The following is a 14867-nucleotide window of genomic DNA, read 5'->3' as shown; positions in this document are numbered from 1 at the left end:
CCGGCCGGCAGCCGCCGGGGCGGACGACGCCGGCCGGCGCCCGGACGCGCCGCGCGCTGCGGGCGAGCTCAGGCGGGCAGTTTCGTGTCGACGACGAAGCTGATCTCGACGACCTGGCCGGGGAAGGCCAGTTCGGTGACGCCGAGAACCGTGCTGGCCGGGCGGTGGCCGCCGAAGTACGCCAGGTTGCCCTCCGCCGTCGCCGCGGCGTTCTGCCGCAGGTTCACCACGTACAGCACCTGCGAGACGATCTGCTTCCGGCTGACTCCGTAGTGGTCCAGCACCTTGTCCATGTTGGCGTAGGTCCGCTGGAGCTGGCCGGCGAAGTCGTCCGCGTGGAGGAACGCGCCCGCCCCGTCGAGCGAGACCTGTCCGGAGACGTGGATCAGCTCGCCGGACCTGATCGCCTGCGAGTAGCCGAAGTCGTCCTCGGCCGGCACGTCGTGGTTGAAGACATCGATGACGGTCATGGTGCTCGCCTTCCCGATCTGCTCTCTTGTGGTTACTCAGAAACCGTAGGAGAGTGAGGCCTGAACTGGAAGAACGCACTTTTCGGTGACTGAGGAACCTGATGGTGACCAAGCACATGCTCGAGGGCCTGCCCGAGGACGCCGACCTGCGGCGCGCGGACTCCCTGGCGCGGGAGATCTTCTCGGACGTCGCCAACAAGTGGGCGCTCCTGATCATCGAGGCGCTCGGCGAGCGCACCCTGCGCTTCAGCGCCCTGCGGAACGAGGTCGAGGGCATCAGCCACAAGATGCTCACCCAGAACCTCCGCATGCTGGAGCGCAACGGCCTGGTCGACCGGAAGGTGCACCCCACCGTGCCGCCGCGGGTCGAGTACACCCTCACCGAGCCGGGCCGGGCCCTGCGCGCCACGGTCGACGCCATCTGCGGCTGGACCCACCGGTACCTCGGTCACATCGAGGACGCGCGCCGTCACTTCGACGCCTGACGGGCGCGCAGCGCCCGACGCCTGACGGGCGCGCAGCGCCACACCCTCGTTGCGCGCTTCGCTGCTGCTCGACGTGAACGAAGCCGCCCGTCAGACCTCGACGACCAGTTCCTCCAGCCCGCGGATCACATACCCCGGCTTCCAGCGCGGTTCGGAGACCAGGCGCAGCCCCGGTGCCCGCTCCAGCAGGGCGCCGAAGGACGCGGCGAGTTCGATGCGGGCCAGCGGGGCTCCCAGGCAGTAGTGGATGCCGGCGCCGAAGGTCAGATGCGGGTTGTCGGAGCGGGTGAGATCCAGGCGGTCCGGGTCGGGGAACCGCTCCGGATCCCGGTTGGCGGAGCCGAACAGCAGCGCCACCTCCGCGCCGCGCGGAATGGTCCGCCCCGCGATCTCGATGTCGTCCAGCACCCAGCGCTCGAACATCTGCAACGGGGTGTCGTACCGCATCAGTTCCTCGACCGCGGTGGGCAGCAGCGCGGGGTCGCCGCGCAGCGCGGCCAGCTGGTCCGGGTTGCGGAAGAGGGCCAGCCAGCCGTTGGCGGTGGTGTTGACGGTGGCCTCGTGGCCGGCGTTCAGCAGCAGCACACAGGTCGAGATCATCTCCTGCTCGCTGAGCCGGTCGTCCTCGTCGTGGGCCGCGATCAGGGCGCTGATCAGGTCGTCACCGGGGGCGGCACGGCGCTCGGCGATCAGGTCGCGCAGATAGGCCGAGAACTCCACCGAGGCCCGGACGGCCCGGCGCGCCGCCTCCTCCGTCGGATTGAGCTCGAACATCCCGACGATGGCGGCCGACCAGGGCCGCAGCAGCCCGCGGTCCGCGCGCGGAATGCCCAGCATCTCCGCGATCACCGCGACCGGCAGCGGCTCGGCGACCAGCTCGATCAGGTCGCCGCCGCCCCGTGCGCACAGCTCGTCGGCCAGCTCGGCGGCCATCCGCTCCACCGCCGGGGTCAGCCGCTGCACGGTGCGCGCGGTGAACGCCTTGGAGATCAGCCGGCGGATGCGCGTGTGGTCCGGCGGCTCCAGATCCAGCAGGCCGTTGCCGTTGAGCACATGGAACGGCTCGTGCTCGGGCGGCGGCGGGGTGCGGCCGAACTCCTCGTGGCTGAACCGGTGCAGATACGTGCGGCCCAGCCGGCGGTCGCGGAGCAGCGCGCTGACGTCGGCGTGCCGGGGGATCAGCCACTGCCCGGTCGGCTCGAACCAGTGCACCCGGCCCGACTCCCGCAGTCCCGCGTAGGCGGGATACGGGTCGGCGACGAAGGCGGGGGACCACGGGTCGAAGGTGACAGCCGCTGCATTCATGGCCAGACCGTACCCAGGAGTACGGATCCCCGCTCCCGATCGGCCGGGGCCGGTACGGGGCGGGGACGATGCGGGTGCTGCGGCCAGGACCGGCCTCCGGTCCCCGACAGGCCGCACCGCTGCCCCGTACCGGCCCCGCCCCCGCGGCTATCCGCCCGGCGTCACCAGCCCGATCTCGTAGGCGAAGACCGCCGCCTGCGTGCGGTCGCGCAGCCCGAGCTTCACGAGGATGCGGCTCACATGGGTCTTGACCGTGGCCTCGGTGACCACCAGGCGGCCCGCGATCTCCCCGTTCGACAGGCCCTGCGCGATCTGGGCGAGCACCTCGGTCTCGCGCTCGGTCAGCGCCTCGATCCGGTCCATCCGCGGGGCGCGCGGTGCGCCGAGCCGGGTGAACTCGGCCAGCAGCCGCTTGGTGACCGTCGGGGCGAGCAGCGCCTCGCCCGCCGCCACGATCCGTACCGCGTCGGCGAGCTGCCGGGCGGAGGCGTCCTTGAGCAGGAAGCCGGAGGCGCCCGCCCGGAGCGCTTCGTAGACGTACTCGTCCAGGTCGAAGGTGGTGAGGATGAGCACCCGGGCGCCCGCGTCGTCCCGCCGGGCCTCGGCGATCCGGCGGGTGGCCTCCAGGCCGTTCATGCCGGGCATCCGGATGTCCATCAGCACCACGTCGGGCCGGAGGGTCTCCACCTGACTGACGGCCTCGCGGCCGTCGAGGGCCTCGCCGACCACCTCCATGTCGGGCTGCGCGTTCAGCAGCACCGAGAAACCCTCGCGGACCATCATCTGGTCGTCGGCGATCAGCACCCGGATGGTCATGCGGTGGCCTCCTCGGCCGGCTGGTCGAGCGGGAGGAAGGCCGAGACCTCGAAGCCCCCGTCGGTGGTGGGTCCGGCGGTCAGTTCGCCGCCGAGCATCGCGGCGCGTTCGCGCATACCCATCACCCCGTGGCCCATGCCCGGGGACGGCTGCACCTTCGCGGTCGGCGGGGTGTTGACGATCCGCAGGCCGAGGCCGGTGAGGACGTAGCTGACCTCCACCCTGACCTGCGAGCCGGGCGCGTGGCGCAGGGCGTTGCTCAGCCCTTCCTGGATGATGCGGAAGGCCGACAGCTCGACGCCCTGGGGCAGCGTCCGCTGCGCTCCGAAGCGGGCGACCTCGACGGAGAGGCCCACGGACCGGACGCCGTCGACGAGTTCGTCGAGCCGGGAGAGGTCGGGCTGCGGCGCGTCGGGCAGCTGCTGGTCGTCGGTGCTCTCGAAGCGCAGGACGCCCAGCACCCGGCGCAGTTCGGCGAGCGCCTCGACCGCGCTGCTGCGAATGGTGCCGAAGCTCTTCGTCAGCTCCTCGGGCGGATCGCTGACCCGGTACGGGGCGGCCTCGGCCTGGATCGCGATCACCGACATGTGGTGGGCGACGACGTCGTGCAGCTCGCGGGCGATCCGCGCGCGCTCCTCCAGCAGCGAGTGCTGACCGCGGACGTCGGCGACCAGGGTCTCCTGTTCGGCTACCTCGCCGCGGGCGAGCCGCCAGCCGCGCAGGGCGACGGCGGTGGCGAGGAGAACGGCGGAGAAGAAGGCCAGCGGGACGGCCACGACGCCGCCGTACGGGTCATGGGCGAGCACGTCCATCACGAGGGAGACCACCAGCGTGATCACCCACATCTCGACGGCCACCCGGGGCCGCGTGCGCAGCGCCACCAGGACCATCACGGCGACCAGCGCCGAGATGCCGGGGCCACCCCACGATCCGGTCACCGGGGACGCGACGGTGGCCGCGAGGGAGGCCCAGAAGGCGCCGACCGGCCGGAGCAGGACCAGCAGCAGCGGCACGGTCTGCGTCAGCCCCATGACAACGCCGACGAGGGTGCCGAAGGACGACGTGGTGTCCCGGGACGTCGCCTCCCCCATCGTGATGAGCAGCGCGAGAGCGGCGACCGTCGCGTGGGGGAGCCAGCGGCCACCGATCCGCTCGATCCGCGGCCAGCGGACGAAGCGCTCGGCGCGCAGCGGCGGCAGCGGCCGGAGGGCCCAGGCGTCCTCGAACAGGTCGTGACGCACCGTCTGCCAGGCGGTCCGGGCTATGCGGGACTCGGTCCACGCGGTTGTCGTCTCATTCACAGGCAGCACGCTACGCAGTACGGGGCCGGGCGTCGTCACCGACAAAGCTGACATCTGCTCGTCCGTCTCAAGGATGACGAGGCATCCACGGAGCGTGAACACGCCGGGAGCGGGGTGCGTCCCGGCCCCGGAGGCTCCGCGGAGGACGAGGTCTCCGCGGAGACCGGGGCTTCCGGCGGGGGCCACCCCGCGAAGGGCCCCGGTGCCGACTGCAACAGCTCCGGTTCCGGGGACGCGGGGAGGGGTGGCGGCGGTTCCCGGGATGCCGCCGCGCATCCGGCGTCAGGCGCCCCGGGACGGCCTCCGCGGCCGTACCCCGGCTCTCCGGCACCACCGCGGGGGTACGGACCGGGGGGGGTGCCGTCCGCCCTGCTCAGCGGCTGTGTTCGGGGCCGGGGTCGGGGTCGACGCGGGATTGGTGGCCGGGATCGGAGCCGGGATCGGAGCCGGGTTGGTGGCCGGGCTCGGGCTCGGGCTCGGGCTCGCGGCCGGCGAGCCGGGCGATCTCATCGGTGACGACGGCAGCTGCGGGAGCGGCCGGGTCGATGAGCGGGAAGTGGCCCACCCCGTCGAGCAGCACGAGCCGGACCGGCTGTCCGGCCCGCTCGGCCGCCGCCACGAAGGCGCGGGCGACGTCCGGGGGCACATCGGCATCGGTGGCGCCCTGGACGACCGTGGTGCGGACCCCGGTGGGCAGCAGGGCGGCGGTGTCGGCGTACGGCAGCCGCGCCGGCCACTCCTCGGGACCGCCCAGCAGCTGCACCGCCGCGTCCGAGCACACCCCGAGGCGCCGGGCGGTGGCGAAGTCCGCGATGGGGGCCAGGGCGACGACCCCGCGGAACGGCGGCGGCCCGGCGCGGTGCCACCGGGACCCGGCGGGCAGCCGGTGCCGGGCCGCCGCCCACAGCGCGAGGTGCCCGCCCGCGGAGTGCCCGGTGAGCACGGTGCACGCCGGATCGACGCGCGCCCACGCGGGGTCGCCCTGCGGTACGCCCCGCACGGCGGTCCTCCCCTCGGCGGCCTGCACCTCCCCGATCAGCGCCGGGAGGCGGTCGACGGCCAGCGCGACATCGTCGAAGGTCTCGGGCCAGCGGCCCGCGCGCGGCACCGCGCCCGGCCCGTTCCCCTCCCACACCGGGAGGCCGCCCGCCACCGAAGCGCCCTCCCCCGGTGCCCCGCCCGTCCGGAGGCCCGGATGCCCCGGCCCGCGGCGGTACTCCACCGAGGCGACGGCGAAGCCGTACCCGGCGAGCCGGGCGGCCAGCGGCGAGACGTGGTGCCGGTCGTACGGAGCGCGCCAGGCCCCGCCGTGCAGCAGGACCACCAGCGGCGCGGGCCCCGTACCGCCCCGCGGGGCGTAGAGGTCGACGACCTGGTCCGGATGCGGCCCGTACGGCAGGGAGACATCGGCCGGTACCGGCGCGTGGCCGAACGCGGAGGCCTCCTCGGCCTCCGCGTCCCCTCCCCCGGCTGCGGCCACCGGTCAGGCCCGCCGCTCGTCCGCGAGCACGTCACCCAGGATCCGCGCGGCCCGCTCCACGTCCGCGAAGGAGGTGTAGAGCGGGGTGAAGCCGAAGCGCAGCACGTCCGGACGACGGAAGTCGCCGACCACCCCACGCCGCGTCAGTTCCCGCATCACCGCACCCGCGCCGGGACAGCGCAGCGCGATCTGGCTGCCGCGCTCCGGGTGGGCGGCCGGGGTGACCGACTCGACCGTGCCCGGCGGCACATGGTGCGCCACGCACTCCAGGAAGAAGTCCGTCAGCGCGAGGCTCTTCTCCCGCACCGCCTCGACGGAGACGCCGTCCCAGACGGTCAGCGCCTCCTCCAGCGCCAGCATCGACAGGATGTCCGGCGTGCCGACCCGGCCCCGCACGGAGCCGTCCGCCGGGGTGTAGGCGGACTCCATGCCGAACGGGTCGGCGTGCGAGTTCCACCCGGGCAACGGGGAGTCGAACCCGGGCTGCAGATCCCGTCGCACATACAGATAGGCGGGCGCGCCCGGACCGCCGTTGAGGTACTTGTACGTGCAGCCGACGGCGAAGTCGGCCCGGTGCGCGTCGAGTTCCACCGGCAGGGCTCCCGCGCTGTGGCACAGGTCCCACACCACCAGCGCCCCGGCCGCGTGCGCCGCGGCCGTGATACCGGGGAGGTCGTGCAGCCGCCCGCTGCGGTAGTCGACGTGGTTGATCAGCGCCACGGCCGTGCGCGGTCCGAACGCGGCGGCCATGTCCCCGGGTGCGACCGCCCGGATGCGGCAGCCGGTGAGCCGGGCGGCGGACTCGGCGACGTACCCGTCGGTGGGGAAGGTGGCGGCGTCGACGAGCACTTCGTCACGCCGCACCGCCCCCGCGCCCGACTCCCCGGCACCGGCACCGGCACCGGCACCGGCACCGGCAGCATGACCGGCCGTGCCGGCATCCGCTCCGGCTCCGGTGCCGGCCGCCTGCGCCGCCCGGACCGCCGCCACCACGGCCTTGAACACATTGACGCTGGTCGAGTCGCCGACGACCACCTGGCCCGGCGCCGCCCCGATCAGCGGCGCGATGCGGTCACCGATCCGTTCGGGGGCGGTCCACCAGCCGCTCTCCTCCCAGGAACGGATCCGCAGTTCGCCCCACTCCCGCTCGATGACCTCGGCCATCCGCCCGGGGACGCTGCGCGGCAGCGCGCCGAGCGAGTTGCCGTCGAGGTAGGTCACCCCGTCGTCGAGGGCGAAGAGGTCGCGCACCGCGGCGAGCGGGTCGGCCGCGTCCCGGCGAGCCGCCTCCGCGGCGAGGTCGCCGGGAGCAGTGGTGTCCGTGGGGTCCATGGCGTCCGTGGTCTCCGTGGTGCCGCCCATACCGTTCCGTTCGTCCGTGGCCGCGGCCCGTCCGGGCGCCACGGCCTCCGATGAGGAATCGTTCAGCTCACCCAGCACATCGGCATCCCGTCCGCGCGCCGAGCCCGCCGTCCGTGCGGATACCGAAGGGGACCCGGGCCGGCCGACCGCGCCGGCCGTCGCGCCGGACCCGGCCGTCGCGCCGGACATGGCCGTCGTGTCAGACATGGCTGCGCGCCGTCCACAGCTCGGGGAAGACGTTCTTGGCCGCGCGCTTCTCCAGCCACGCCACGCCGGCCGAACCACCGGTTCCGGTCTTGGCGCCCATCGCCCGCCGGGTCGCGACCAGGTGGTCGTTGCGCCACCGCCACACCAGCTCGGCGACCTCGGTCAGCGCCTCCCCGAGCCGGACCAGCTCGCTGTCCTGCGGACCGGAGTAGATGTCCTGCCAGGCCCGCTCGACCGCCGGGTCGGGCTCGTAGCGCAGGGACGGGTCCCGCTCCAGCACGGACGCCGGTACGGCATGGCCGCGGCGGGCGAGCAGCCGCACCACCTCGTCGTACAGGCTGGGCTCCTGCAGGGCCTTGGCCAGTTCGTCGTGGACGCGCGGCGCGCCCCGGTGCGGGACGAGCATCGACGCCGACTTCTCGCCGAGCAGGAACTCCATCCGCCGGTACATCGCGGACTGGAAGCCGGAGCCCTCGCCGAGCGCGCTGCGGTAGGAGTTGAACTGCGCCGGGGTGAGGTGGGCCAGCGGCTTCCACGAGGCGTTGAGCGACTCCAGCTCGTACGTCGACCGCTTCAGGGCCGCCAGGGCGACGGGCAGGTCGTCCTGGCGGAGCGCCTCCGCGGCGGTCTGCCACTCATGGACGATCACCGTGAACCACAGCTCCATGACCTGGGTGGTGACCAGGAAGACCATCTCGCCGGGGTCGTCGGAGAGCGGGTGCTGGAGGTGGGTGAGGACGTCCGCCTGGACGTAGTCCTCGTACGGCGTGGTGCCGGCGAAGTCGAGATTCGGGGTGTCGGGGCCGGCCTCCGGACCGGCTTCCGACGCAGGGGGCAGGTGTGACATTGCTGTCTCCTCGTGCGTACTGCCGGGTAGCGGTCCGCCCCTTCCTCTCGGCATCGGAGCCCCGGTCCCCTCTTCGGGCCGGGTCCGCCGCAACGGCGAATCCGGCCCTCAGCGCATCATCGGTGCTGTACAGCCACTACGGCAAGAACCCTCCCGCCGATGGCCGCACCGGCAGCCGCGACCCGCCACCCTCGGAACCAGCCGTTCCGCGGCGTCGGGGCGCGGGCCCCTGCGCCGCGCGCGCCTCATGTATCCCCCGCAACGCACGTGACGCATGCGTCGTCGTACGGCGCATGCGTCACTCGGCGAAAGGTGAGCCGCGTCCCCGGCGGGGGACACGGCTCGGAAGAGGGGTGCCTCAGGTGAGGATGTCGGCGGCGGTCGGGGACGAGTCGCGCAGGAAGGTGGTGCAGCGCTCGTACTCCTCCTGCTCACCGATGGCCTGGGCGGCGCGGGCCAGCGCGTGCAGCGCGCGGAGGAAGCCGCGGTTCGGCTCGTGCTCGAACGGCACCGGTCCGTGGCCCTTCCAGCCGGCCCGGCGCAGCGAGTCGAGCCCGCGGTGGTAGCCGGTGCGGGCGTAGGCGTAGGACTCGACGGTCCGGCCGCCCTCGAAGGCGTCGTCGGCGAGCTGGGCCCAGGCGAGGGAGGAAGCGGGGTACTTCGCCGCGACCTCGGCCGGGGCCGCGCCGGAGGCGAGCAGCTCGCGGGGCTCGGGGTCGTCGGGCAGATGGGTCGGGGGCGGACCCCCGAGAAGGTTCTCGTGTGTGGACATGGTCCCCAGTCTGCCTGCCCCGGGCCCGGAAGGGGTGATCAGGACCGGCCTGATACGGAAGTACCGGGATCCAGCGGCGGCGCGGTCACCGCACAGTACGTACGGCACTCGGCCCGGCAGCGCGGCTGCGCCTCGGCCACCCCCGCCGCCTCCTCCGCACCGGCCGCCCCTTCCGCACCGCCCGGCGCCTTCGCGGCGGCGGGACCGGAGGGCGCCAGCACGTCGGACCGTACGGCCAGCACGGCGATCAGCGCGCCCAGCAGCAGGATGCCCGCGCACATGGGCATGGCCCGGCGGAAGGTCTCCGCGAACTCCTCCGGTTCCCGGTAGGCCTCCGGTCCCATTCCGGCGAGCAGCGGGAGCGCCGCCACCGCGAGCAGCCCGGCGGCCCGGGCCACCGCGTTGTTGACGCCGCTGGCCAGGCCCGCGTGCTCGACCTCGACGGAGGCGAGCACGGTCGCGGTGAGCGGGGCCACCAGCAGCACCATGCCCGAGCCCATGACCAGCAGGGCGGGCAGCACGTCCGCCCAGTACGAGGCCCCGGCGTCCACCCGGAGCATCAGCAGCAGACCGGCGGCGCAGAGCAGCGGGCCCACGGTCAGCGGGATGCGGGGGCCGATCCGCTGGCCCAGTTCGCCGGAGCGGGCGGACAGCAGCAGCATCATTCCGGTGGTGGGCAGCAGGGCCGTCCCCGCGGCCAGCGCGGAGTAGCCGAGCACCACCTGGAGCTGGAGCACGGAGAGGAAGAAGAAGCCGCCGAAGGCCGCGTACACGCAGAAGGTCACGGCGTTGACGGCGGTGAACTGCCGGGAGGCGAAGATCCGCGGCGGCAGCATCGGGTCCCGGCGCCGCCGCTCCAGGTGGACGAAGGCGGCCCCGAGCAGCACCCCGCCGACGCCCGCGATCACCACCGTCGGGGAGGCGCCCTTCTCGGGGGCCTCGATCAGGGCGTAGGTGGCCGCGCCGAGGGACACGGCGCCGAGCGCGGCACCGGCGACGTCGAAGCGCCCGCGCGCCCCCGGATCGCGGGTCTCGGGCACGTGCCGCACCGCCACGGTGACGCAGACGGCGGCCAGCGGGACGTTGATCAGGAACACCCAGCGCCAGCCGGGCCCGTCGACCAGCCAGCCGCCGAGGAACGGCCCGACCGCCGCCGCCACCCCGCCGAGCCCGGACCAGGCACCCACCGCGCGGGCCCGTTCCGCCGGGTGGAAGGTGGCCTGGATGAGCGCCAGCGAGCCGGGGGTGAGCAGCGCGCCACCGATCCCCTGGAGGGCCCGGGCAGCGATCAGGACCGGTGCGTTGGGGGCCATGCCGCAGGCCAGCGAGGCGAGGGCGAACCACACCACACCGATCACGAAGACCCGGCGCCGCCCGAACCGGTCGCCCAGCGCCCCGCCCAGCAGGATCAGCGAGGCGAGGGTGAGCGTGTAGGCGTTGACGGTCCACTGCAGCACGGCCAGGTCGGCGTCGAGATCGGCGCCGATCCGGGGCAGGGCGACATTGACGACGGTTCCGTCGAGCAGGGCCATGCCCGATCCGAGCACGGTGGTGAGCAGGACCCAGCGGCCCGGCCCCTGCGACAGCCGGATCGTGCCGGGAGCGCTGCCGACGGGCGGCGGAGGCGTCCCGTCCGACGGCGTCCGCCCGGTGGCCGACCGCCGCAAGAAATCACTCATACCGGGATCATCCTCGCGCGACCTGCCGGTGGCCAGTCCGGCGGCACCACGATCCGGCCACCGGGAACACCCGGCCCCGGGAACCCGTCACAGCCACCCACGGCCACGGGACGACGGCCCCCGTGGCCGGAAACGCGTCCGGGCCGGACCCCTCGAGGGGCCCGGCCCGGTTCCGCACGGGTGGCCGTGTCCGCGACCGGCCCCGCAGGCCCGGCCGGAGCGGTCACGCCCGGCGCACTACTTCAGCTTGGTGCCGGTGGAGCGCAGGTTGGCGCACGCCTGGGTGACCCGCTCGGCCATGCCCTTCTCGGCGGACTTGCCCCAGCTGCGCGGGTCGTAGGTCTTCTTGTTGCCGACCTCGCCGTCGATCTTCAGCACACCGTCGTAGTTGCGGAACATGTGGTCCGCGACCGGGCGGGTGAAGGCGTACTGGGTGTCGGTGTCGAGGTTCATCTTCACCACGCCGTTCTCCAGCGCGGTGCGGATCTCGTCCTCGGTGGAGCCGGAGCCGCCGTGGAAGACGAAGTCGAACGGGTTCTCCTTGCCGTACTTGGCGGCGATGCCGTCCTGGAGCTCGCGCAGCAGGTCGGGGCGGAGCACGACGTTGCCCGGCTTGTAGACGCCGTGCACATTGCCGAACGAGGCGGCCAGCAGGTAGCGGCCCTTCTCGCCCAGACCGAGGGCCTCGGCGGTGCGCTCGACGTCGGAGACGGTGGTGTACAGCTCGTCGTTGATCTCGTGCGTGACGCCGTCCTCCTCGCCACCGGTCGGGGTGATCTCGACCTCGAGGATGATCTTGGCCTTGGCGGCCTCGGCGAGCAGCTCCTGCGCGATGGTCAGGTTCTCGTCGAGCTTCTCGGCGGAGCCGTCCCACATGTGGGACTGGAAGAGCGGGTTCTGGCCGGCAGCGACCCGCTCCTGCGAGACGGCGAGCAGCGGCCGGACGTAACCGTCGAGCTTGTCCTTCGGGCAGTGGTCGGTGTGCAGGGCGATGTTCACCGGGTACTTCTTGGCGACGATGTGCGCGAACTCGGCCAGGGCGACCGCGCCGGAGACCATGTCCTTGCTGTACTGACCGCCCAGGAACTCCGCACCACCCGTGGAGATCTGGACGATGCCGTCGCTCTCCGCCTCGGCGAAGCCGCGGAGGGCCGCGTGCAGCGTCTGCGACGAGGTCACGTTGATGGCCGGGTAGGCGAACTTGCCTGCCTTCGCCCGGTCGAGCATCTCGTTGTAGACCTCGGGGGTTGCGATGGGCATCTGTCCGCTCCTTGTGATCTGCGGGTGTGCAGCCGGGGGTCCGGGGTCTGCTCCCCGGGAATTTTCCGTGGCCCTGACCTAGGGGGCGACGTCATCGTCGCCCCCATCTTCCCAGACGAGCCCGATTGGTCCACCCGGCCCAGAATGCGGACACCGAAGAGGGGCGGAGTGTTTCACGTGAAACACTCCGCCCCTCACCGAATGCGCAGGTCAGAGCCCCAGATCGGGCAGCTCGTAGGCCGGGACGTACGGAATTCCGGCCTCCCCGATGGCGGGCGCGGCGCCGCGGTCCACGATCGTCGCGACCGCCACGACCTCGGCGCCCGCCTCCCGGGCGGCCTGCACCGCGGTGAGCGGGGAGCCGCCGGTGGTGGAGGTGTCCTCGACCACCAGGACCCGGCGTCCCTTGATGTCCGGGCCCTCGATGCGGCGCTGCATGCCGTGCGTCTTCTGCGCCTTCCGGACCACGAACGCGTCGAGCTTGCGGCCGCGGGCGGCGGCGGCGTGCAGCATCGAGGTGGCGACCGGGTCGGCACCGAGCGTGAGCCCGCCCACCGCGTCGAAGTCGAGGTCGGCGGTGGAGTCCAGCATGACCTGCCCCACCAGGGGAGCGGCCTCCGCGTCGAGGGTGATCCGGCGCAGGTCGATGTAGTAATCGGCCTCCAGCCCGGAGGAGAGGGTCACCTTGCCGCGGATCACGGCCTTGTCCTTGATCTGCTGCAGCAGGGCGTCACGCACGTCGGAGGAAGAGCTCATACGGACGAGACTAGCCGGGCCGGCGGTCAGAGCCGACGCCACCTCCAGGTGGTGGCCATCTCCAGCGGCTGGACCGGGGTGACCAGGCGCGGCGCCGTGTTGAGGCCGTTCGGCGGCCCGGACTGCGGCTCGACACAGATCGCCTCGGGCTGCTCGTCGTAGATCACGACCCACTCACCGCGGCTGGTGACCGTCAGCTCCAGCTCCTCCGGCCAGGTGAGGGTGACCTCCACCCCGTCCGGCATCCCGAAACAGTCGTCCCAGGGACCGGGCAGCGGATCGATCCGGCGGCCCGTCGGCAGATGGTTCGTGCCGCGCTCCTCCTGCCAGGCGGGCGCGAAGTCGATCACAGCGTCCGCTCCACCGGTACCGAGGTTCCGCAGGAACCAGGGGTGCCAGCCCACCTGGGCGGGGAACGAGTCGTCGATCGTCTCGACCCCCATGGTCAGAGTCAGCGAGTCCTCGGTGAGCTCGACCAGCTGGGTGACCCGGCCCGGGTACGGCCACGGGTCGGCGAGGTCGTAGGTGAAGACCGCGGACGCCTTCTCGGTGCGGGCGATGCTCCATTCGGCGTCCCGGCCGGTGCCGTGGATGGCGTGCGGCGGGGAGTTCAGCGGCAGCTGGTGCACGGTGCCGCCGTTGCGGAACCGGCCGTTCTCCGTCCGCCCGCAGAACGGGACCATGGGGAACGCCCCGTGGTCGGGGCCCTGCCGCAGCAGCTCCGTGCCGCCGATCCGCAGCGATCCGATCCGGCAGCCGAGCGCCGGCAGCACGGTCAACTCGGCATCGCCGGCGCCGAGTCGTACGCCGCCGTCGGGGGTGTCATGGGTACTCACCCCTCGAACCCTAGCCGCGACCCGATCACCGTGCGCCCGGCGCTACCGCCGGCGGCGCAGGATCCGGCCGACGACCACGGCCGAGGCGACCAGCGCCGCCGCGGCGGGCGCCGCCCAGCGCAAGGTGGCCGTGGTGGAGGCGGCTTCGGGCGCGGGCACGGGGGCGTACCGGCCGCGCGGCGGCGCGTGGTCGACCTCCTCGGCGCTGCGGCCGATCATCGTGCGACGGGCGTGCGCGGCCTCCGCCGGCGGTTCCTCGCCGTCCTCGATGGCCGCGTCGATCTCGGCGTCGTCCTCACGGGCGTCGGTCTCGAACCCGGAAGCCGGCGCATCGCCCTCCTCCGGCTCGGCGTCCGGCCGGGTCCGGGCACCGTTCTCCGGGGAGGGGATGCCGGGGATGACCCGCTGGTTGTCGTCGCCCTCGCCCGAACCGAGCGACGACTCCAGCGCCGCGGCGAGTTCGACAGCGAAACGGTCCAGCAGCCGCCGCCCCGCGGCCCCGGCCGCGTCGTCGTCCGCCTCGGCCAGCCGGCCCTCGCTGCGCACGGTCCCGCTCCAGGCGAGCGTCGTCCCGCCGTCCCCGGCGATCAGCCGCACGGTCAGCGCACAGCGCACGGACCCGCTGCCCCGCGCCTCCGTGCCCTCGCCCTCGACGGCGAGGTCGCCACCGTCCTGCGGGACGACGCGCAGCCTTCCGCGGTAGGTGATGGTCGAGTTGGCGACGCGCAGCCGCAGCCGGCCGACGACCGCGCCCGGCTCCCGCGCCGCGTCGGCGTCCTCCTGGAACCCGGGAATGCACCCGGCGACCCTCGTCGGATCGACGAGGACCTGCCGCACGGTGCCGGCGGAAAACGGAACGAACACCTCATGCTCCATGAAGACCGAGCCTACCCAGCCATCCCCCTCCAGCACCCGCTCCGGCCCGACAACACCATCTCCAGCCCTCCCAACCGACTTGAAGCAGTCACTCCGAAAGACCGGCCACCAGGGGACGGGATGGCAGCGATGGCCGCCGAGAAAACGGGACGAGATCCCGAATGCGTGCCACCAACGGAAGAGGACCGGGACCCGCGGGACAGGCCCGCCCACCACAGAGACGAGATCCCGAATGCAGGCCACCGACGGTAGAGGCCGGGGCGTGTGGACGGGCCACCGGCGGGAGGGGGCGGGGTCGCAGGGGTGGGGGGTTGCGGGAGCTGCCGTGTATTTTTGGGGCCCCCGGGCCCGGAAATATAACTTGCGGGGCCCCCCCCCCCCCCGCGCCCGCCCCCCCCCGCCCCCCCCCCCCCCC

Annotated in this window: 14 protein-coding genes; 1 reads left to right on the top strand and 13 read right to left on the bottom strand. The window is 73.4% G+C overall.

Going from position 1 to position 14867, the window contains the following annotated elements:
* Positions 1 to 68: 68 nt before the first annotated feature.
* Positions 69 to 470 carry a RidA family protein gene (locus ACFYYR_RS18980; RefSeq protein WP_388854247.1) on the bottom strand — a complete coding sequence of 134 codons (402 nt, stop codon included), beginning with the start codon at positions 468 to 470 and terminating at the stop codon, positions 69 to 71.
* 101 nt (positions 471 to 571) lie between these two features.
* On the opposite strand from ACFYYR_RS18980, the gene ACFYYR_RS18975 reads away from it, so the two are divergent.
* A complete protein-coding gene (locus ACFYYR_RS18975) occupies positions 572 to 955 on the top strand; it encodes a winged helix-turn-helix transcriptional regulator (protein WP_388854244.1) in 384 nt (127 codons plus the stop codon).
* A gap of 90 nt (positions 956 to 1045) precedes the next feature.
* Here the strand turns inward: ACFYYR_RS18975 and ACFYYR_RS18970 are convergent, their stop codons facing one another.
* The 12 genes from ACFYYR_RS18970 to ACFYYR_RS18915 form a co-directional block, all read right to left on the bottom strand.
* Positions 1046 to 2260 (bottom strand): cytochrome P450, encoded by a 1215-nt coding sequence (locus tag ACFYYR_RS18970; protein WP_388854241.1) that lies wholly within the window; start codon positions 2258 to 2260, stop codon positions 1046 to 1048.
* 147 nt (positions 2261 to 2407) lie between these two features.
* On the bottom strand, positions 2408 to 3076 hold the full coding sequence (locus ACFYYR_RS18965) for a response regulator (RefSeq protein WP_388854238.1): 669 nt from the start codon (positions 3074 to 3076) through the stop codon (positions 2408 to 2410).
* Positions 3073 to 4377, bottom strand: a complete 1305-nt coding sequence (locus tag ACFYYR_RS18960; protein WP_388854235.1) for a sensor histidine kinase — start codon at positions 4375 to 4377, stop codon at positions 3073 to 3075. Before ACFYYR_RS18960 ends, ACFYYR_RS18965 begins: the two co-directional genes overlap by 4 nt.
* A gap of 373 nt (positions 4378 to 4750) precedes the next feature.
* A complete protein-coding gene (locus ACFYYR_RS18955; protein WP_388854232.1) occupies positions 4751 to 5857 on the bottom strand; it encodes an alpha/beta hydrolase in 1107 nt (368 codons plus the stop codon).
* A 3-nt stretch (positions 5858 to 5860) separates the two neighbouring features.
* The gene (locus tag ACFYYR_RS18950; RefSeq protein WP_388854513.1) at positions 5861 to 7189 is read right to left on the bottom strand and encodes a kynureninase; all 1329 of its coding nucleotides are present in this window, start codon (positions 7187 to 7189) and stop codon (positions 5861 to 5863) included.
* A 229-nt stretch (positions 7190 to 7418) separates the two neighbouring features.
* The gene (locus ACFYYR_RS18945; protein WP_388854229.1) at positions 7419 to 8273 is read right to left on the bottom strand and encodes a tryptophan 2,3-dioxygenase family protein; all 855 of its coding nucleotides are present in this window, start codon (positions 8271 to 8273) and stop codon (positions 7419 to 7421) included.
* Between the two features lie 358 nt (positions 8274 to 8631).
* Positions 8632 to 9045, bottom strand: a complete 414-nt coding sequence (locus tag ACFYYR_RS18940; RefSeq protein WP_388854226.1) for a DUF3151 domain-containing protein — start codon at positions 9043 to 9045, stop codon at positions 8632 to 8634.
* Between the two features lie 38 nt (positions 9046 to 9083).
* The gene (locus tag ACFYYR_RS18935) at positions 9084 to 10724 is read right to left on the bottom strand and encodes an MFS transporter (protein ID WP_388854223.1); all 1641 of its coding nucleotides are present in this window, start codon (positions 10722 to 10724) and stop codon (positions 9084 to 9086) included.
* 237 nt (positions 10725 to 10961) lie between these two features.
* Complete coding sequence (gene fbaA / locus ACFYYR_RS18930) at positions 10962 to 12002, bottom strand: class II fructose-bisphosphate aldolase (RefSeq protein WP_388854510.1); 1041 nt, start codon at positions 12000 to 12002, stop codon at positions 10962 to 10964.
* A gap of 192 nt (positions 12003 to 12194) precedes the next feature.
* On the bottom strand, positions 12195 to 12740 hold the full coding sequence (gene pyrE / locus ACFYYR_RS18925) for an orotate phosphoribosyltransferase (RefSeq protein ID WP_388854220.1): 546 nt from the start codon (positions 12738 to 12740) through the stop codon (positions 12195 to 12197).
* A gap of 26 nt (positions 12741 to 12766) precedes the next feature.
* Entirely contained in the window at positions 12767 to 13576 is an 810-nt protein-coding gene (locus ACFYYR_RS18920) for an aldose 1-epimerase (RefSeq protein ID WP_388854217.1), read from the bottom strand.
* Between the two features lie 42 nt (positions 13577 to 13618).
* The gene (locus ACFYYR_RS18915) at positions 13619 to 14440 is read right to left on the bottom strand and encodes an SRPBCC domain-containing protein (protein WP_388854214.1); all 822 of its coding nucleotides are present in this window, start codon (positions 14438 to 14440) and stop codon (positions 13619 to 13621) included.
* Between the last annotated feature and the right edge of the window lie 427 nt (positions 14441 to 14867).

This window comes from Streptomyces sp. NPDC001922, from assembly GCF_042891165.1.
GTDB lineage: Bacteria > Actinomycetota > Actinomycetes > Streptomycetales > Streptomycetaceae > Streptomyces.
The sequence above is the reverse complement of the archived record's forward strand: the minus strand, read 5'-3'. Positions and strand labels throughout refer to the sequence as shown.

Excerpts from the sequence above, each read along its gene's own strand:
- ACFYYR_RS18980 (WP_388854247.1), bottom strand. The coding sequence starts at position 470 with ATGACCGTCATCGATGTCTTCAACCACGACGTGCCGGCCGAGGACGAC.
- ACFYYR_RS18975 (WP_388854244.1), top strand. The coding sequence starts at position 572 with ATGGTGACCAAGCACATGCTCGAGGGCCTGCCCGAGGACGCCGACCTG.
- ACFYYR_RS18970 (WP_388854241.1), bottom strand. The coding sequence starts at position 2,260 with ATGAATGCAGCGGCTGTCACCTTCGACCCGTGGTCCCCCGCCTTCGTC.
- ACFYYR_RS18965 (WP_388854238.1), bottom strand. The coding sequence starts at position 3,076 with ATGACCATCCGGGTGCTGATCGCCGACGACCAGATGATGGTCCGCGAG.
- ACFYYR_RS18950 (WP_388854513.1), bottom strand. The coding sequence starts at position 7,189 with ATGGACCCCACGGACACCACTGCTCCCGGCGACCTCGCCGCGGAGGCG.
- ACFYYR_RS18945 (WP_388854229.1), bottom strand. The coding sequence starts at position 8,273 with ATGTCACACCTGCCCCCTGCGTCGGAAGCCGGTCCGGAGGCCGGCCCC.
- ACFYYR_RS18940 (WP_388854226.1), bottom strand. The coding sequence starts at position 9,045 with ATGTCCACACACGAGAACCTTCTCGGGGGTCCGCCCCCGACCCATCTG.
- ACFYYR_RS18935 (WP_388854223.1), bottom strand. The coding sequence starts at position 10,724 with ATGAGTGATTTCTTGCGGCGGTCGGCCACCGGGCGGACGCCGTCGGAC.
- pyrE (WP_388854220.1), bottom strand. The coding sequence starts at position 12,740 with ATGAGCTCTTCCTCCGACGTGCGTGACGCCCTGCTGCAGCAGATCAAG.